Raw genomic sequence first — 18512 nt, forward strand, 5'->3', positions numbered from 1 at the left:
ACGGCGGCTGGCGACCGGGGCTGCCGGACCCAGCGCGCGTGCCTGGGGGAAACCGCTGCGCTCGCCGGGCATGGCCCGGCGCTACCTGGGGAGCCGGTTCCGCCGGGCGTGGGCCCGGCGGCGGCCGAACGGCCTAGCGGCCGGTCTTCACCTCGGTCCACAGCCGGGTGTAGAGCTTGTCGGTCTCCGGCGTGTTGATCGAATAGGTGAACATCTTCGCGGCCACGTCGGCCGGCGGGTAGATGGTCGGGTCGGTGCGGATCGCTTCGTCCACCAGCGGGGTCGCGGTCGGTACCGGGTTGCCGTAGTGGATGAAGTTGGTGTTGGCCGCGGCCACCTTCGGTTCCAGCAGGTAGTTGATGAAGGCGTAGGCCGCTTCCGGATGCTTGGCATCCTTCGGGATGGCCAGCATGTCGAACCACTGCGGCGCGCCTTCCTTGGGGATCGAATAGGCCACGTGCACGCCATTGCTGGCTTCGGCCGCGCGGTCGCGGGCCTGGATGATGTCACCCGACCAGCCCACCACCAGGCAGGTACCGCCGTTGGCCAGCGAGCCGACGTACTGCGAGGAGTGGAAATTCTGCACGTACGGGCGGATCGACTTCAGCAGGTCCGCTGCCTTCTGCAGGTCGGCCGGATCGCCGCTGTGCGGATCCAGGCCCAGGTAGTGCAACGCGATCGGAATCATGTCCGCCGGCGTGTCCAGGATGGTCACGCCGCAGTCCTTCATCTTGCTGATGTTTTCCGGCTTGAACACCAGGTCCCAGCTGTTGGCGATGTCGGCGCTGCCACCGAAACGCTCCTTCAGCATGTCCACGTTGTAGCCGATGCCGGTGGTGCCGATCATGTACGGCACGCCGTACTGGTTGCCCGGATCCTGGGTGGCGATACGCTTCATCACCGCCGGGTCGAGGTTGGCCAGGTTCGGGATCTTCGACTTGTCCAGCGGCAGGAACACACCGGCCTGGATCTGCCGACCGAAGAAGTTCAGCGTCGGCACCACCACGTCATAGCCGCTGTTGCCGGCCAGCAGCTTGGTCTCGACCATCTCGTCACTGTCGAACACATCGTAGGTGACCTTGATCCCGCTCTGCTTCTCGAAGTTCGGGATGGTGTCGTCGGCGATGTAGTCGCTGTAGTTGTAGACGTTCAGGACCTGGCTGTCCTGTCCGCCGCCGTTGCCGCCGCCACAGGCGGAAAGCATGGCGGAGGCCAGGCCGAGCGTGAGGATACGCAGCTTCATCGGGTGCTCCAGAATGCGGAAAGGGGGGCCGGCCGGGCCGGCGACGGGTGCCAGCCTACCCGCCGGCGACGGATTTTTCTATTCGCGGCCTTCACACGTTCAGCAGCAGGAACTCGCGCTCCCACGAACTGATCACGCGGAAGAAGGTCTCGTATTCCTTGCGCTTGACCGAGATGTAGGCGCGGCAGAAACGCTCGCCCAGCAATGCCTGCAGCTCGCTGCACTGTTCCAGCCCGTCCAGCGCTTCACCCAGCGAACGCGGCAGGTCGTAGCCCAGCTCCTTGGCGCTGCCGGTCACTGGTGCATCCGGCGCGAGGCGCTCGCGGATGCCGAGCAGGCCACAGGCCAGGGTCGCGGCCATCGCCAGGTAAGGGTTGGCATCGGAACCGGCGAAGCGGCTTTCCACCCGCATGTTCTCCGGCGTATCCAGCGGCACCCGCAGGCCGCAGGTGCGGTTGTCGAAGCCCCAGTGCACGTTGCTCGGCGAGACTTCGCCGAACACCAGGCGCCGGTAGGAATTCACGTTCGGCGCGAAGAACGCCATGGCCATCGGCACATACTTCTGCAGGCCGGCCAGGTAGTGGGCGAACAGCGGGCTGAAATCCTCACCGCCGTGCTCGCCGGTGAACACGTTCTGGCCATCGCTGATGCGCAGCAGGCTCTGGTGGATGTGCATCGCACTGCCCGGCTCGTTCTCCATCGGCTTGGCCAGGAAGGTGGCATACACCCCGTGGCGCATCGCCGACTCACGCATGGTGCGCTTGAACAGGAACACCTGGTCGGCCAGGTCCATCGCGTTGGCGTGGGTGAAGTTGACTTCCAGCTGCGCCGCGCCGGATTCGTGGATCAGCGTGTCCACGTCCAGCTTCATCGCATCGCAGTAGTCGTACATCAGGTCGAGGATCGGATCGAACTCGTTGACCGCATCGATCGAGTACGACTGCCGCGCCGTTTCCGGGCGGCCCGAGCGGCCAGCCGGGGGCAGCAGAGGAAAATCCGGATCGGTGTTCTTCTGCACCAGGAAGAACTCCAGCTCGGGCGCGACCACCGGCCGCAGTCCGAGCTCGGTGTAGGCATCCAGCACCCGGCGCAGCACGTTGCGCGGCGCCAGCTCGTGTGGCTCGCCGTTCTTGGTATAGCAGTCGTGGATGACCTGCGCGGTCGGGTCGGTCGCCCACGGCACCATGCGCACGGTGTCCGGGTCGGGGCGCAGGATCATGTCCGAGTCCGACGGCGAGGTCAGGTCGTAGTAATCGTCCGGGAATTCGCCGGTGACCGTGGTCGCGAAGATGCCCTCCGGCAGGCGCGTGCCGTAATCATGCGAGAACTTGTCGGCCGGGATGATCTTGCCGCGCGCATTGCCGGTGATGTCCGGAACCAGGCATTCGACCTCGGTGATGCGCCGCTCCTTCAGCCAGCGCAGCAGGCTGCTTTCCTGCGGTGGCGTGGGCGTAGCCGTCTTGCGCGGGCGCGTTCGCGAACTCATGGGGATTCCAGTCGATTCTGTTGGTGCTGCCGGCAAGCTTGGCCGAACGCACGGAAAATAGCGTGATAGAACGGCGTCTGCATGACCCGCCACTCCGGGTGCCACTGTACGCCGAGCACGAATCGATGGTGCTGGCTGCGTGCCGCTTCAACCAGGCCATCATCGGCCCAGGCCTCGATCTGCAGGCCTTCGGCCAACCTCGCGATGCCCTGGCCGTGTACCGAATTGACCTGCACCCGATCGCCGGCAGACCACTGTGCCAGCCAACCACCATCGGCCACGGTGATCGCATGGGCCGGCCCATACTGGACCTCCACCGGCGCCTGCGGGTCTTCGCGATGGTCGCTCAGGCCAGGCACTGCATGCACCTGCGGATGAAGCGTGCCGCCGAGCGTCACATTCAATTCCTGGAAGCCGCGGCAGATCGCCAGCACCGGCAGATCCATCGCCAGCGCCTCATGCAGCAGGGCGAACGCCGTGGCATCGCGGGCCGTATCGTGCAGATTGCCCTCCCAGCTGCGGCCCCCTTCGTAGTGCTGTGGCTCGATGTTGCTGACCGCTCCGGTCAACAGCAGGCCATCCAGGCCCTGCAACCAGTCGCTTGCCGGCAGCGGCGGCTGCAGGCTCGGCAGCACCAGTGGTGTTGCCTGCGCAGCGTCAACCAAGGCACGCACATACTTTTCCCCGGCCACCGCGAAACGATGATGGCCGAGCACGGTGCTGTCGGTGGGCAGGCCCACCCAGGGCAGGCGGCGCATGGGAAAACTCCTTGGCGTGCAATCACGTTACCCGCCCGGCACTAGCAACGGCAAGCCGCTGCCGTCACACCACGGGCGCTCCGCTTGGGCCAGACTATCGGCGTGAAGCCCGACCGTCCTCCCCCGCTCCGACGCCCTTTCCCGCTTCTGCGAGGCCGCCGGTGAGCGCCGCCTTCCCGCCCAGCTGGTACGCCAGCAGCCTGCCCGAACCGCCCGCGTTGCCGCCACTGCGCGGTGAGCTGCAGGCCGATGTCGCGGTACTGGGCGCCGGTTACACCGGCCTCACCGCCGCACTGGAACTGGCCCGGCGCGGCCAGCGCGTGGTGGTGCTGGAAGCGCAGCGGATCGGCTGGGGAGCCTCTGGCCGCAATGGCGGCCAGGCACTGGTCGGCTACGGCTGTGAGGTCGACGAGCTGGAACGCCAGCTTGGCCGTGAGGATGCACGCCACCTGTTCGAATGGTCGCGCGAAGCGGTACAGACGATGCGCGCGCGCATCGACCGGCATGGCATCGATTGCCATTGGGTGCAGGGCCACGCCAGCGTCGCCATCCGCGCACGCCACGAACAGGACCTGCGCGCCAACTGTGAGCATCTGCAGCAGCACTACGACTACCCGATGCAGTGGTGGCCGCGCGATACCCTGCGCGCGCAGCTGGACAGCCCGCGCTACCGCGCGGCGATGTTCGACCCGCTCAGCGCGCACCTGCATCCGCTGGCCTACGCCCGCGGGCTGGCCGATGCCGCACGTGCAGCCGGAGTGGTGATCCACGAAGCATCGCCGGTGACGCGCATTCAACGTGGCGCACATGCGGTGCTGCATACCGACCACGGCAGCGTGCGCGCGCCGCAGCTGGTGGTGGCCGGCAACGCCCTGATGCAGGGGCTGGTGCCTGAGCTGGAACGGCGCATCATGCCGGTCGGTACGTATATCGGCGCCAGCGCGCCGCTGGGTGCCGAGCGCGCGCAGGCCCTGATCGGCAACAGCATGGCGGTCTCCGATACCGCTTGGGCGCTGGACTATTTCCGGCTCAGCCATGACCACCGCCTGCTGTTCGGCGGCCGTGCCAGCTATTCCGCGCTGCCCCCGCCCGGCCTGCACCGGGTGATGCAGCGGCGCATGCACCAGGTGTTCCCGCAATTGGCCGACATTCCGCTGCAGCAGGTCTGGGGTGGTTATGTGGATATCACCCGCAACCGCGCCCCGCACTGGGGCAGGCTGGATGGAAATCTGTACTTCGCGCAGGGTTTCTCCGGCCACGGCGTGGCAGCGGCCGGGCTGGCCGGCGAAGTCATTGCCGCGGCGATTTCAGGCCAGAGCGAGCGCCTGGACGTGTTCCAGCGCCTGCAGCATGCGCCCTTCCCCGGCGGGCGCCTGCTGCGCACACCGCTGCTGGTGGCGGCGATGTCGTGGTACAAGCTGCGGGATGCGTTGTGGTGAAGATTCTGCATCTCCGCCTGTATTGAACGTTATGACAAACGCACCGCAGCGCTGATCATGCTGCACGCGTCACAGATTTTCACGTGACATCTGTGATCGATGGTTCGTCAAGTTCCTAAATGCGCAGCTGCGCAATTGCATAATCGTTCGCAGACCGATACCGTCCTGAAAAACCGGGCCCCGCGGCGAATGGATGCTGACAGGGGACACGTAGGAGAAGGGGACGTGCGATTGGACTGGTGGAAAGAAGGATTGTTGCTGAAGGTGCGAATTCGTCCGGCTGGCCTGATGCTGGCCTTGCTTTATGCAGTTGCCTATTGGGCAACCCGGCAGTTGTCGCTGGATCAGTTCTATTTGCCAGCCGGCATCCGGGTGGCAGCCGTGCTGTTGTGCCCGCCGCGCCTGTGGCCGTACCTGCTGTTGGGCGAATATGCGTACTTTGCACAGTCCCGCGTGCCGATGATCGAGAAGTACGGCCTGACGTGGGTCATTGTTGCCTCCGCGTTCCTCATGCCAGCAGTGATGCTGATTGTGAAGCTGCAACGGCGGCTGATGGCAGAGTCGCAGACGATCGGCCTTTTGCTGATTGCCGCCGCATCAAGTGTCCTTATTACTCTGCTCAACCTGAGCTTTTCCCATCTGCTTTGGCCAACACCCCCTTCCACGCCATTCCTGACCAATGCAGCGCGCTACAGTGTGGGTGACTTCATCGGCATTCTGACGGTGGCCCCCATCGCCATGCTGTGGGCGCGACAGGACGTGGAGCAGCAGTGGCACGCTCTACGAAAAGCCCCGATGCTGGTAGCACTTTCATTGATGCTGCTGATCGGTATAGCAGCGACTCAACTGCCCGCAGAATGGATCGCATTGAAGGCAACGCTCCTGTTGCTGTTGGCACTCCCAGCGGCTGGGCTTACCTGCCTATACGGCTGGAAGGGTGCTGCCCTTGCAGTTCCGGCGCTCAATATGGTCATCGGTCTGACCACGCCCAACACCCATCCAACCGCATTCGATCCAGCTGCTTTCATCACTCAGCAGATCATGGCGATCAGCGGCATCGTGTTGCTACTGCTCGGGTCCCGCATTACCCACTTCTACCACCGTTATAGACTGCGAGAGATGGGAGAAAGGGACGCAATCCATCTGGCGAGGAGCTCGCAATTGGCCAGCGAGATGGAGCTGCGTGAACGTGCCCTCCATCTTCGCAAGCTCGGCGACGGCATCGATACGTCGCTGGTTGAACTGGCCGACTGGCTCAGGACACAAGGACATCACGCAGTGGCCAGCAGTCTTCTGCATACTTCGAATGTCCACTCGCGGCTGTTTCGCGAACAGACAAGCATGGTGTATCCCGCAGGCTTGGAGCACCTTGGGCTTTACGTGGCATTGCAGGCCGGTGGCATCCGTGAATCATGGAAGCTGACGGAGCGCGTTCTTCGTCCGGACCTGAAAGGCGATCCCTGCAACCTGAGCGTGGAACTGCAGCTGGCTGCTTACCGGACACTGATTGATGCGGTCTCCATTCTTCTCAGGCATGAAGGCGGTCAGATTTGCATTCGTGCCCGATGCGGCAGGTTAGGCACCAGGCGCGGAATCCTCATGGTCGTGTCACTACTGGATCCGCGTGGCAGCCTTTCCCAGAAGACAACCATGGCAGCGTTCGAGCGACTGACCGGGCGGACCCTCGCCTATGACGGGACCGTTGACTGCTGTCGCAGCCGGGTCAGGATTCTGTTCCTCGACCGCGAAACCAAACTTGAGGCAGTGCCCAGTGCACCATCGCGGTACAGCTGTCCCGCGCCCTCTGCGCTGCAGTAGTGCATTTCACAGTCAAGCGACCAGATCGGGCCAAAGCTAGTGGGATGGCGTACGCATGCCGCGCATTATGCTGGCCCATGGTGTCATGGGCACCCGGCGAGCACCGGGTGCCCAGGCGATCTGATACTGAAGCTCGCTCGCCGATATCCCGGCGACCGGCAGAATCAAGGTACTTCGACCGCCCACTGCACATCAGCACCGCTTGCGTATCTGACAAGCGTGAATGCAGGCGCTCGATAGACAACCGTTCTGGCGGCCTTGGCGGGAACACGCAGGCGCTGCTCCGGCAATGACACCTTCGCGGACGGGTCACCTGCCGGCAGCACCCAGAACGTGCCGGCAGCATTGCCGATCACGATGTGCACGCGTCCCGCGAGATCGTTTACCTGGAAATAATCCATGCCATCGCGCTCGAATCCATAGACCAACCAACCGGGATCCACGCTCAGATTTTCTGCCAGCGGAATCGACTGACCGAGTCCTCGGGCAGCCATCTTGACTCCATGGTCATCACCCGGAGCGAGACCAAAAACGGACAACGGCACCAGCATCAATGCACCAGCAAACGCATGAATTCGGAAACTCTTCACACTAACCTCCAGGTTGGATGCAATACGCATCATGAAGGATGCTACCGCTAATCCCATCAGCATACTGCAAGGGGAAAATTGCTCCTTGCAGGGCGCTTGACAACTTGAAACTCTCGATTGACCAGCAAGACCCAACCCGCGCCACGCCTGGCAGCATCATGCTTCATGACCGGGCGCACGCCATAGCGATTACCGGACATAGCCCGTTGGATCGATGCAAACTCATGCCCTCTGAAGGCACGTCCGAAACCGCCAGTATCCGCCCCGGACCTCCGCAACCGAGGCAGCGTCCCATGCCAGCCTTGCTGCAGGCCGCTATCGACAGCGACCACGGAGACACACTGTCGCAACGCGTCCTGCCGGAAGAAAATTCGGGTGCACTCACAGGGGGCGGTGATCGAGATTACATCAGCGCCACATGCAGTCTTACCCCGGACATCGAGCGATAGACTTCAGTCGTTCCAGAATCAGGATCTTCATAGTCGCTTTCCACGAGTCCAGAGGGAGGCCAGACACCTCGATTGCACCCATCTACAACTATCGATAGTGTCTGGGAAGTGGCCAGCCATCAGAGGCCGGGAGACGAGAGGCGCGGGCTTGGACCGATTCAAAGAATCAATTGAACTGAGCTTCCGGATCCGACCCGTCGGAATCGCGCTCGCGGTCGTCTATGCCTTGAGCTGCCTCGCCTCGCGCCAGTTCTCGCTGGATCAGTTCTTCCTGCCGGCGGGTATCCGGGTTGCGGCGCTGCTGATCGTCCCTGCCCGCCTGTGGCCCTACCTGCTGCTGGGCGAGTATGCGTACTTCGCAACGCTGCGCATCCCCATGATCGACACCTATGGCCTGGATTGGGTCATCCTGGCTTCGACGCTGCTGATGCCGATGGCGATGCTGGTGGTCTACCTGCATCGGAGGAGAATGCCGTCCGAAGCAGCCACCGGTCTCTGGCTGCTGTCGTTGTCCTTCTGCACGGCACTGTCTGTCCCAGGTCTCAACCTGGGTATTTCATATGTTCTTTGGTCGAACCCACCGCCGAGCAATCTGCTGGACGCGGTCGACCGTACGATCTTTGGTCACTTTGCCGCCATCATCACCTTGGTGCCGTTGGCATTCCTCTGGTCGCGACGGCGCGCTGATCCCGGTTGGACCGACCGCTTTGTCGCCCCTACCGCCTCGGCGATCCTGGTGATGCTGGTGCTGGGCCTGTGCATGCAATTGACAAGCGCCGGCGCCCACACGACGCGGACGCATATGGTGCTGCTGGCCGCCCTGCCCGCCATCGCCCTGACCTTCATGCATGGGTGGCGCGGCGCGGCCCTCGCGATTCCGTTGTTGAACCTCCCCCTGCACGGTGCAACGCCCAGCACCGGTCTGCCATCCTCATTCGACCTGGGCACGTTCGCTACCCAACAGAACATGGCTGTGATGAGCGTCGCTCTGCTCGCACTGGGATCGAGCATCAGCTATCACCATCAGCGCGCAAGATCCCGCGGTCTGGCAGAGGAAACCACGTTGCGCTTGGCGCGCAGCTCCCACCAGACCAGCGAGCGTGAGCTGCGTGAACGAGCCATCCACCTCAAGCATCTGAGCGAGGGCATGGACAGTTCACTCGACGAGATGATCAACTGGCTCAACTCCCAAGGCCACCATGCGGTGGCAAACAGCCTGCAACATGCGTCGTCCGTGCATTCACGGCTGTTCCGTGAACAGGCCAGCCTGGTCTATCCCACTGGGCTGGAGCAGGTCGGGCTGTATGTCGCGCTGCAGGCCGGCGGTGCATGCAAAAACTGGAGCAACACGCACCGCGTGACTCCGCCCAGACTAGCGGGCAACCCTTGCCTGCTGACCGTGGATCTGCAGTTGGCCATCTACCGCACCCTGATCGAGGCGGTGTCGCTGCTGCTGGAACTGGAATCCGGGCAGGTCTGCGTAGCGGCCCGGTGCGGCAACTCAGGCAGTCGCCGTGGCATCGTGGTAGTGGTCTCGCTGCTCGACCGGCGCTGCGTGCTGTCGACCCGGACAACCCAGCAGGCCGTCGAACGTCTGGCCGGTCGGATAATGGCCTATGGTGGCTCGGTGCATTGCCGCAGCAACCGGCTTCGTCTGGTGCTGCACGAACCCTACACGCAGCTTCAATCGGCGATCATACAGCCGGCCTGAACCGTCGTCCGTCGGGCCAAGCACCCCTGCCCGGCTAAAGTTACACCCGAAACCGCCGCTATCCGTGCCAAGACTTTCCCACATGAGCCACCGCATCATGCCCGTCCTGTCGCAGGCCGCTCTGGATGGCGACCTGACCGATCCCCTGCCTCAGCGGATCCTGCTGGTGGAAAACTCGCGCGCGTTCACCGGCATGCTGCGCGAGGCAATCGAGCAACGCCTGGAGCTGCCGGTGGTGGTGGCCAGCTCGCTGGCCGAGGCCGACCGGCTGCTCAGCACCGAGGACGGCTGGTTCCTGGTCCTGACCGGGCTGGTGCTGGCCGATGGTGACCGCGACGCCGTGGTCGAGTTCTTCCTCAAGCGCAACCTGCCCACCGTGGTGGTCAGCGGTGTGTACGACGAGGACCTGCGCAAGCGCGTGCTGCAGCAGCAGATCATCGACTACGTGCTGAAGAACACCCCGGGCAGCATCGACTATCTGGTCTGGCTGGTGCAGCGCCTGGAACGCAACCGGCGCATCGCCGCGCTGGTGGTGGACGACTCGCCGTCCGCGCGTGGCTATGCCGCCGCCCTGCTGCGCATGTACGGTCACGAGGTGTACGAAGCAGCTGATGGCAGCGAAGGCCTGGCGGCGATCGAGGCGCACCCGGCGATCCGCTTGGCCGTGGTCGACCAGGAAATGCCGGGCATGCAGGGCGTGGAGTTCACCCGCCGCCTGCGCACCCTGCGTTCGCGCGACAAGGTGGCGGTGATCGGTATTTCCGGCAATACCGATGCGTCGTTGATCCCGCGCTTCCTGAAGAACGGCGCCAATGACTTCCTGCGCAAGCCCTTCTCGCGCGAAGAGTTCTTCTGCCGTGTGTCGCAGAATGTGGACCAGCTGGAGCTGATCGGCACGCTGCAGGACCTGGCCACCCGCGATTTCCTCACCGGCCTGCCCAACCGCCGCTGCTTCCTGGAACAGAGCCAGCGCCAGCTGCCGCAGCTGCAGCTGCACGGCCAGTGCGTGGCGGTGGCGATGATCGACATCGATCATTTCAAGCACATCAACGACACCCACGGCCACGAAGCCGGTGACGATGCGCTGCGTGCGGTAGCCCGTGCCGTCGGCGACCACGCGCGCAGCCAGGACCTGATCGCGCGCTTCGGCGGCGAGGAATTCTGCCTGCTGGTGCCGGACATGGAACAGGACGAAGCGCTGCTCTATTTCGAGGAGCTGCGCCAGCGCATCGCCGCGCTGGAAGTGGACATCGGCAGCGCCACCCTGCGCATGACGGTCAGCATCGGCCTGTGCTGCCTGCGGCCGCAGCGCGATGCGCTGCACCGGCTGATTTCCGAGGCCGATCGCCAGCTGTACCTGGCCAAGGCTGGAGGCCGCAACCGGGTCAGCTGCACAACCGTGGCCAGCCCGCTACGCCCGCGCGAGGCTGCGCTGTCCTGACCGGCATGCCTTGATCCAGATCAACGCCGCCCCGGCGCGGCGGCTCTACAGTCGGCCCCGACATACGCATGAAGGGGAGCCGGGGATGGCACTACTGGTCTGGCAGGACGATCTGAACATCGGCATCGATGTGATCGATCAACAACACCGCCGCATCATCGAGATGCTCAACCACCTGCACGTGGCACAGACCAGCCTGCAGCGCGCGGCGGTAGGCGAAGTGATCGACGAGGTGGTGGACTACACCATGTCCCACTTCGCATTCGAAGAAGAGCTGATGGAAGAAGCGGGCTATCCGTTCTGCGCCGCGCACAAGCGCGTGCATGAGGTCTTCATCAAGCGGGTATCGGAATACCGCATGCGCTTCCAGGCCGGTGAGGACATCAGCGACGAGCTGCGCACCATGCTCTCGCGCTGGTTGTTCAACCACATCCGCGGCGACGACCAGGCCTATGCCGAACAGGTCAAGCAGCATCTGAACCAGTTCGCCCGCGAGCACCAGAGCGGCGGCTGGCTGGGCCGCACGCTCAAGCGCTTCTTCGGCTGATCAGTGCTGGCGGCGCTGCAACGCCAGCAGCGCACACAACGTGACCACCGCAGTCAGGCACAGGTAGTAGCCGACCGCGACCAGCCCGTAGCGCTCGGCCAGCCAGGTAGCCAGGTATGGCGCCGGGGCTGCGCCAAGAATGCCCGCCAGGTTGAACGACAGCGAGGCACCGGTGTAGCGCACCTCCACCGGGTAGATCTCGGCCAGGAAGGTGCCGCAGGGGCCGTAAGTCAGCCCCATCAGGAACAGTCCCAGGCACAGGAACGTCAGCACCAGCCACGGGCTGCCGGGCTGGAACAGCGGTGCGAACAGCACGCCGAAGCCGATGATCAGCAGACTGGCGATGGCCATCGTGCGGCGGGTGCCCCAGCGGTCGCCGTAACGTGCCGACAGCGGGATGCCGGCGGCGAAGAACAGCATCGCCACCATCTGCATCAGCAGGAACTGCTCGCGGCTGTAGCCGAGCACGGCGGTGCCGTGGCCGAGGCTGAACACCGTCATCAGGTAGAACAGCACGAAGGTGGCGAACGCACCCAGCGTGCCCAGCAGCATCGGCAGCGGATGGTCGCGCAGCACGGTCCACATCGGCAGGCGTACCGGCGCCTTGCGCTCCAGCGCACGCTTGAAATCCGGCGTCTCGTGGATGTTCAGGCGCACCCACAGGCCCAGGCCAACCAGCAGCGCACTGGCAACGAACGGAATGCGCCAGCCCCATTGCAGGAAATCGTCCTGGCCCAGGCAGCGGCCGAGCAGCAGGAAGATGCCTGCCGAAAGCAGGAAACCGATCGGTGCACCCAACTGCGGGAACATGCCGTACCAGGCGCGCTTGCCCGGCGGTGCGTTTTCGGTGGCCAGCAGCACCGCCCCACCCCACTCGCCTCCCAGGCCCAGACCCTGGCCGAAGCGGCACAGGGCCAGCAGCGCCGGCGCCCACAGGCCGATCTGCGCGTGGGTCGGCAGCAGGCCGATGGCGACCGTGGACAGGCCCATGGTCAGCAGCGCGGCCACCAGGGTGGCCTTGCGGCCGATGCGGTCACCGAAGTGGCCGAACACCGCCGAGCCGACCGGGCGTGCGATGAAGGCCACCGCGAAGGTCGCCAGCGACTGCAGCAATGCGGCCTGGTCACTGCTTTCCGGGAAGAACAGGTGGGGGAACACCAGCACCGCGGCGGTGGCGTAGATGTAGAAGTCGAAGAACTCGATGGTGGTGCCGATCAGGCTGGCCAGCAGGACACGGCGGGGAGAATTCACGGGTGGCGCGGCAGCGGTGATCGTCGACATCGGCAAGGCGGGTAACGGCGGATCGACCGATTCTGCCACGCTTGGCCGCCCCGCCGGGGCAATGGTTTCAGGCGACACCGACGCCAACGAATTCATTCTGCGTGGATGAACCCCACATGCCGCCTCTACAGTAGATCCACGCCATGCGTGGATGAATCTGCCCGGCGCCAACCAAGGTTGGCGTATACCAGAAGCAGCCGAGCATGGGCTCGGCTCTACAAAAGAGCACGTCGTTACAGCTGGATCCAGGTGGCCTTCATCTCGCTGTACTTGTCGAAGGCATGCAGCGATTTATCACGCCCATTGCCTGACTGCTTATAGCCACCGAACGGCGCCGTCATGTCACCGCCGTCCCAGCCGTTCACCCACACGCTGCCCGCACGCAGCTGGCGCGCCACGCGATGGGCGCGACCGAGATCCCGCGTCCACAGGCCGGCGGCCAGCCCGTAGCGGCTGTCGTTGGCCACGCGCACGGCCTCGGCTTCGTCGTCGAAGCCAAGCACCGCCAGCACCGGGCCGAACACTTCCTCGCGGGCCAGCGCCTGCTCCGGCCGCACCTGGTCGAACACCGTCGGCTGCACATAGCAACCGCCCGCCTCCACCTCGGCACGCTGGCCGCCCAGCAGCAGCCGCGCGCCATCGGCTTCGGCGCGGGCGATGTCGGCCAGTACTTTGTCCACATGCGCGGCATCGACCAGCGCCCCCATCGGTGCATCCGCCTCCAGCGGATGGCGTGGCTGCATGCGCTGGCCGTAGGCGATCACCTGGTGCACGAAGTCATCGCGGATCGAACGCTGCACCAGCAACCGCGAACCGGCCGTGCAGACCTCCCCCTGGTTGAAGAAGATGCCCTGCGCCACGCCCTTGGCCGCCGCATCCAGGTCCGGCGCATCGGCGAACACCACGTGCGGGCTCTTGCCACCGCATTCCAGCCAGACCCGCTTGAGGTTGGAACGACCGGCGTACTCCAGCAGCTTCGCGCCGGTCGCGGTGGAGCCGGTGAAGGCCAGCACGTCCACGTCCATGTGCAGGGCGAGCGGCTCACCCACGCGTGAACCGTGGCCCGGCAGCACGTTCAGTACGCCCTCGGGCAATCCCGCTTCGGCCGCCAGTGCGGCCAGCCGCAACGCACTCAGCGGCGAGCGCTCGGAGGGCTTGAGCACCACCGAATTTCCCATCGCCAAGGCCGGCGCGATCTTCCAGCAGGCCATCAGCAGCGGAAAATTCCACGGCACGATGGCCGCCACCACGCCCGCGGCCTCGCGTGTCACCAGGCCCAGCTCGTGCGGGCCGGTCGGCGCGATTTCACCGTACAGCTTGTCCACCGCCTCGGCGGTCCAGGTCAGGCAGCGCACCACGCCGGGCAGATCGATGCGACGCGCATCGCGGATCGGCTTGCCCATGTCCAGCGTTTCCAGCAGGGCCAGCTCATCGGCGTGCGTCTCCACCAGCATGGCCAGCGCCAGCAGCGCGCGCTTGCGATGGGCAGGGCTGGCCTGCGACCAGTGGCCTGCCTCGAACGCGCGGCGCGCCGAGGCCACCGCACGCTCCACGTCCTGCGCATCACAGTCGGCCACCGCGCCCAGTACGCGCCCGTCGATCGGGCTGATGCAGTCAAAGCGCGCGCCGCTGGCGGCATCTACGTAGCGGCCATCGATGAACGCTTGCCCGGGAATCGCCAGGCGGCTGTACAGGGCCTGCCAGTGGCTGCGGTCGGGGAAGTGAGTCATGGGGTCCTCCGCGTATCGACTGTCCGCCGTTATACCGACGCGGCCGCTACCGGGCCGTGACGTGCATATCCATATCCCGGTAGCGCCGGGCCATGCCTGGCGACAGAACCGTGACGCGGCTGCGCTAGAGTCACAACCATCGGACCCGACGGAGCCGGAATGAAAACCCCTGCAAGCGACCTGCACGACCTGGCCACCCAGCGCCCCGATTCACTGGACGCGTACTGGATGCCGTTCACTGCCAACCGCCAGTACAAGGGCGCGCCGCGCATGCTGGTGCGCGCCGAGGGCATGCACTACGAGGACGTGGATGGACGCGCCATCCTTGATGGCACGGCGGGCCTGTGGTGCTGCAATGCAGGGCACGCGCGCCGGCGCATCGTCGACGCGATCGCCGAGCAGGCCGCCACGCTCGATTACTCGCCCGCCTTCCAGATGGGTTCGCCGCCGGCCTTCGCCCTGGCGCAGCGACTGGCGGCGCTGGCCCCGGCGGGGCTCAACCACGTGTTCTTCACCAGCTCGGGCTCGGAGGCAGTGGATTCGGCGATGAAGATCGTGCTGGCCCACCACCGCCTGCGTGGCGAAGGCCAACGCACGCGTTTCATCAGCCGCGAGAAGGCCTACCACGGGGTCGGCTTCGGCGGCATGGCCTTGGGCGGGCTGCCCAACAACCGCCGCCAGTTCGGCCTGCAGCTGGGCGGCGTGGACTACCTGCGGCATACGCTGGACCTGTCACGCAATGCCTTCAGCAAGGGCCTCCCGCGCCAGGGCGCCGAACTGGCGGATGATCTGGATCGGCTGATCGCCCTGCACGATCCCTCCACCATTGCCGCCGTGTTCGTCGAGCCCATCGCTGGATCGGCGGGTGTGATCCTGCCGGCACCCGGGTATCTGCAGCGCCTGCGCGAGATCTGCGACCAGCACGGCATCCTGCTGGTGTTCGATGAAGTCATCACCGGGTTCGGCCGGGTCGGCATGGCGTTCGCCGCACAGCGTTTCGGGGTCACCCCGGACCTGCTGACCTTCGCCAAGGGCGCCAGCAACGGCGCGGTGCCGCTGGGTGGCGTACTGGTCGGCGACAGCGTGCATGCCAGCTTCATGCAGGGTCCGCCACAGGCCATCGAGCTGTTCCATGGCTATACCTATTCGGGCCACCCGTTGGCATGCGCGGCGGCGCTGGCCACGCTGGACGTCTACGCCGAGGAACGCCTGTTCGAGCGCGCGATCGAGCTGGGCGAGTACTGGCAGGAGCGCCTGCATGCCCTGCAGGGGCTGCCCAACGTGATCGACATCCGCAACTTCGGCCTGGTCGGTGCGGTGGAGCTGGCGCCGCGCAAGGACGCCCCGGGCAGCCGTGGCTACGAGGTGTTCCGCCGCTGCTTCCACGACGGGCGCCTGCTGGTGCGCTGTACCGGCGACATCATCGCGTTGTCACCGCCGCTGATCGTGGACAAGGCACAGATCGACCTGATCACCGGCACCCTGGACGAGATGATCCGGGCCACCGCCTGAGGCCGGGACGGCGGTGGCGAGCGGGTACAATGGTCGGTTCCGCTCCTGCCCGTTGCCGTGCCCATGAACATCGTCGTCAAAGAAGAACTCAAGGCCTACATCGACCCGCTCACCGCGGACGAACACGAGGCGCTGGAGCGCAGCATCCTTGCGGAAGGCTGCCGCGATGCGCTGGTGCTGTGGGGCGAGGTGCTGGTGGATGGACACAACCGTTACGGCATCTGCCAGAAGCATGGCCTGCCGTTCAACACCGTGCAGAACACCCGCTTCCAGAGCATGGAAGACGTGCACCTGTGGATGATCGAGCAGCACCTGGGCCGGCGCAGCGTCTCCGATTTCCAGCGCGGCGTATTGGCCCTGCGCAAGCGCGACATCCTGTCCGCGCGCAAGCAGGTCGAGCAGGCGCAGCTGCAGCGCGAAAGCGATGGCACCGCCGAGCCTGCCGACGAGGCCGGCGAAGACAGCCCGCCGTGGGAACCGGCACCGAAGATCAGCCGCGCCGAACTGGCCCGCGAAGCGAAGCTGAGCACCAGCCAGGTCGGCATGATCGAGCGCATCCACGCCCAGGCCGCGGCCGAGGTGGTGGAAGCGGTGAAGGCCGGCATGATCTCGATCAGCGCCGCTGCTGCCGTGGCTGACCTCCCGGAAGAAGAGCAGCGCGCCGCTGCCGCCGGTGGCAAGGATGAACTGAAGCAGGCTGCAAAGCGTGTGCGCGAGTCCAAGCGCAAGCCGCGCGCGCCGAAGCCGGAAACGGAGTCGCCGGAAATGGACTTCGAAGAAGCCAACGAGGATGAGATCGCCAGCCGCGATGCCGAGGTGCTGGCTGCGCTGGAGCAGCTTGGCGAGGATGCCCCGGCCCTGCGCCGCCGCGTGGTTGCCCTGACCCGCGAGAACGACACCCTGCGCGCACAGCTGGCCCACCTGCGCAAGCAGCTGGAAGCGCTGTAACCGATCGCGTCACGCCGCTGTAGAGCCGAGCCCATGCTCGGCTGCCTTGCGCGCGGCAAAGAGCAGCCGAGCATGGGCTCGGCTCTACAGGTAGGCGTCACCGGCCTGCGGGTAGACTTCAGGCATGACGCCTGCCATCGATCCGCGCCGCGCTCAGCTGCGGCGCCTGAAAGCCCTCGCCCTTGGCCTGTTGCTGTTGATGCTGGCCGGCTTCGCGGTCAGCCACTGGCAGGGTGAGCGCGGTATCTGGGCCTGGGTCTCGGCCTTCTGCGAGGCGGCCGCGGTCGGCGCACTCGCGGACTGGTTCGCGGTGGTCGCCCTGTTCCGGCGGCCGATGGGGCTGCCGATTCCGCATACGGCGATCATTCCGCGCAGCAAGGAACGCATCGGCGACAGCCTGGCCCTGTTCGTGCGCGACCAGTTCCTGGAACCGACGGTGCTGCTGGCCAAGCTGCAGGTGTTCGACCCGGCCAGCCGCCTCGGCAGCTGGCTGGCCGATCCCGCGCGTTCACGGATGCTGGCCGACATGGCCCGCGGCTGGGCACTGCAGGCGCTGGACTTCTTCGATGAAGCTGCGGTGCGGCGGCAGCTGCACGCCTTCGTGGTGCAGCAGCTGCGACAGTGGAACGCAGCGGCCACCGCCGGCGAGCTGCTGGCCCTGCTGACCGCCGATGGCCGCCACCAGCGGGTGCTGGACGAGGGCCTGCAACGTCTGGGGCGCTGGCTGGAGCAGCCGGAAGTGAAGGAACGCGCCTCGCAGCTGATCGTGCGCTATATCCAGCGCGAATGGCCGACGCTGTCGAGCACGGTGAACTGGGTCAAGCCGATCGATGAGATCGGCGACAGCCTTGCCGAACGCCTGGCACGGGCGGTGCTGGAAGAACTGCAGCAGGTATTGGCCGAGCCGCAGCATCCGCTGCGCCAGGATTACGAGCAGTGGCTGGGCAACTACGTGCAGCGCCTGCGCGAAGACCCGGCACTGGCCGAGCGCATCGAGCAGCTCAAGCAGGAAATGATCGACCACCCTGCCCTGCAGGAGTACGTACAGGGCCTGTGGTCGCGCATCCACGCCAGCCTGCGCGGCGATCTGCAGCGCGAGGATTCGGCACTGGTCGGCCATCTGCAGCGCAGCCTGGCCTCGCTGGGCGACAGCCTGCAATCGGACCCGGCGTTGCGCGAGGCGTTGAACCAGCACCTGCTGGAAGGCGCACAGCGCCTCACCGGGCGCCTGCGCGAGGGTGTCACCACCCACATCGCGCAGACCGTGAAGAGCTGGGACGAGCGCCACCTGGTCGAGCAGCTGGAGCTGAGCGTGGGCCGCGACCTGCAGTTCATCCGCTTCAACGGTACGTTGGTGGGCGGCCTGATCGGCCTGCTGCTGCATGCGGCGACGGTGTTGTTCCGTTTCTAGACTGAGATTCCGGAGCCTGGCCAGCAGATCCGCGCCATGCGTGGATGACCGAGGCTGTCACGCTTGCTTAACGAAATGCGAATGCCTATCATTTACTGATCGGTTGTACGCCTGCATCTTATACACATCTCCGAGCCCACGAGACAGA

The 18512-nt window shown here is 65.4% G+C and carries 15 protein-coding genes; 9 read left to right on the forward strand and 6 right to left on the reverse strand.

Going from position 1 to position 18512, the window contains the following annotated elements; genetic code table 11:
- Nucleotides 1–133 precede the first annotated feature (133 nt).
- The 3 genes from GIW57_RS07655 to GIW57_RS07665 all read right to left on the reverse strand — a co-directional run bounded on the left by GIW57_RS07655 (nt 134) and on the right by GIW57_RS07665 (nt 3487).
- Nucleotides 134–1243, reverse strand: a complete 1110-nt coding sequence (locus tag GIW57_RS07655) for a polyamine ABC transporter substrate-binding protein (protein WP_100464446.1) — start codon at nt 1241–1243, stop codon at nt 134–136.
- Between the two features lie 91 nt (nt 1244–1334).
- Nucleotides 1335–2729, reverse strand: coding sequence for a glutamine synthetase family protein (locus tag GIW57_RS07660; protein ID WP_089239973.1), 1395 nt, complete (start codon nt 2727–2729; stop codon nt 1335–1337).
- Nucleotides 2726–3487, reverse strand: coding sequence for a gamma-glutamyl-gamma-aminobutyrate hydrolase family protein (locus tag GIW57_RS07665; protein ID WP_236509783.1), 762 nt, complete (start codon nt 3485–3487; stop codon nt 2726–2728). The genes GIW57_RS07660 and GIW57_RS07665 overlap by 4 nt, the downstream gene beginning before the upstream one ends.
- 200 nt (nt 3488–3687) lie before the next feature.
- On the opposite strand from GIW57_RS07665, the gene GIW57_RS07670 reads away from it, so the two are divergent.
- The gene (locus GIW57_RS07670) at nt 3688–4926 is read left to right on the forward strand and encodes an FAD-binding oxidoreductase (RefSeq protein ID WP_236509800.1); all 1239 of its coding nucleotides are present in this window, start codon (nt 3688–3690) and stop codon (nt 4924–4926) included.
- A 225-nt stretch (nt 4927–5151) separates the two neighbouring features.
- The gene (locus GIW57_RS07675) at nt 5152–6744 is read left to right on the forward strand and encodes an MASE1 domain-containing protein (protein WP_236509784.1); all 1593 of its coding nucleotides are present in this window, start codon (nt 5152–5154) and stop codon (nt 6742–6744) included.
- Between the two features lie 164 nt (nt 6745–6908).
- Here GIW57_RS07675 and GIW57_RS07680 read toward each other — a convergent pair whose 3' ends face one another.
- Nucleotides 6909–7367, reverse strand: a complete 459-nt coding sequence (locus tag GIW57_RS07680; protein ID WP_236509786.1) for a hypothetical protein — start codon at nt 7365–7367, stop codon at nt 6909–6911.
- A 564-nt stretch (nt 7368–7931) separates the two neighbouring features.
- Here GIW57_RS07680 and GIW57_RS07685 point away from each other — a divergent pair.
- From GIW57_RS07685 to GIW57_RS07695, 3 genes are all read left to right on the forward strand, one after another.
- A complete protein-coding gene (locus GIW57_RS07685; RefSeq protein ID WP_236509788.1) occupies nt 7932–9494 on the forward strand; it encodes an MASE1 domain-containing protein in 1563 nt (520 codons plus the stop codon).
- A 97-nt stretch (nt 9495–9591) separates the two neighbouring features.
- Nucleotides 9592–10935 (forward strand): diguanylate cyclase, encoded by a 1344-nt coding sequence (locus GIW57_RS07690; protein ID WP_100464430.1) that lies wholly within the window; start codon nt 9592–9594, stop codon nt 10933–10935.
- Nucleotides 10936–11020: 85 nt separating this feature from the next.
- Nucleotides 11021–11482: a bacteriohemerythrin gene (locus GIW57_RS07695; RefSeq protein ID WP_025875341.1), complete on the forward strand. Its 462-nt coding sequence runs from the start codon at nt 11021–11023 to the stop codon at nt 11480–11482.
- Here the strand turns inward: GIW57_RS07695 and GIW57_RS07700 are convergent, their stop codons facing one another.
- Nucleotides 11483–12763 carry an MFS transporter gene (locus GIW57_RS07700; RefSeq protein ID WP_100552058.1) on the reverse strand — a complete coding sequence of 427 codons (1281 nt, stop codon included), beginning with the start codon at nt 12761–12763 and terminating at the stop codon, nt 11483–11485.
- Between GIW57_RS07700 and GIW57_RS23685 the strand changes: the two genes are divergently transcribed.
- Nucleotides 12750–12872, forward strand: a complete 123-nt coding sequence (locus GIW57_RS23685) for a hypothetical protein (protein ID WP_268927281.1) — start codon at nt 12750–12752, stop codon at nt 12870–12872. The two genes, GIW57_RS07700 and GIW57_RS23685, sit on opposite strands and share 14 nt — an antisense overlap.
- 124 nt (nt 12873–12996) lie before the next feature.
- On the opposite strand, the gene GIW57_RS07705 is transcribed toward GIW57_RS23685, so the two are convergent.
- Nucleotides 12997–14493, reverse strand: coding sequence for an aldehyde dehydrogenase (locus tag GIW57_RS07705; protein ID WP_236509790.1), 1497 nt, complete (start codon nt 14491–14493; stop codon nt 12997–12999).
- 159 nt (nt 14494–14652) lie between these two features.
- On the opposite strand from GIW57_RS07705, the gene GIW57_RS07710 reads away from it, so the two are divergent.
- From GIW57_RS07710 to GIW57_RS07720, 3 genes are all read left to right on the forward strand, one after another.
- Nucleotides 14653–16005: an aspartate aminotransferase family protein gene (locus GIW57_RS07710; protein WP_236509792.1), complete on the forward strand. Its 1353-nt coding sequence runs from the start codon at nt 14653–14655 to the stop codon at nt 16003–16005.
- A gap of 63 nt (nt 16006–16068) precedes the next feature.
- Complete coding sequence (locus GIW57_RS07715) at nt 16069–16953, forward strand: plasmid replication/partition related protein (RefSeq protein ID WP_236509794.1); 885 nt, start codon at nt 16069–16071, stop codon at nt 16951–16953.
- A gap of 124 nt (nt 16954–17077) precedes the next feature.
- A complete protein-coding gene (locus GIW57_RS07720; protein ID WP_100464413.1) occupies nt 17078–18364 on the forward strand; it encodes a DUF445 family protein in 1287 nt (428 codons plus the stop codon).
- Nucleotides 18365–18512 lie beyond the last annotated feature (148 nt).

Origin of the sequence: Stenotrophomonas sp. PA-6-5C (genome assembly GCF_021605635.1) — a bacterium.
Classification (GTDB): domain Bacteria; phylum Pseudomonadota; class Gammaproteobacteria; order Xanthomonadales; family Xanthomonadaceae; genus Stenotrophomonas; species Stenotrophomonas lactitubi.